Raw genomic sequence first — 267 nt, 5'->3', positions numbered from 1 at the left:
ATCTGGCCGACGAAGGCGAAATTACGCAAAACGAAAAAGATATTTTCGCTATGTTCCAGTTCTCTGCTGGGGCAATGATCACCAACTTCTTTTCCTCCGGTGCCATTCTGTTCACGCTGATGGCGGTAGACGGCACTCCGGCCGTGCCAGCGTCTATTGGCGCGTGCGTGGCTGTGATGTTCATTATGAAAATTGTTGGCGCCAATGTAATGCGTCTGATCCTGACTTTTACCAGTAAGAAAACCCAGTCAACTGCTCCAGGAGAAG

At 49.8% G+C, this 267-nt stretch carries 1 pseudogene; it reads left to right on the top strand.

Annotated elements, in window-relative coordinates:
• Nucleotides 1–267 (top strand): annotated as a pseudogene (locus ACU8YC_RS28695) (nucleoside recognition domain-containing protein); the annotation flags it as partial.

This window comes from Citrobacter sp. VF227 (genome assembly GCF_052950715.1).
The sequence above is the reverse complement of the archived record's forward strand: the minus strand, read 5'-3'. Positions and strand labels throughout refer to the sequence as shown.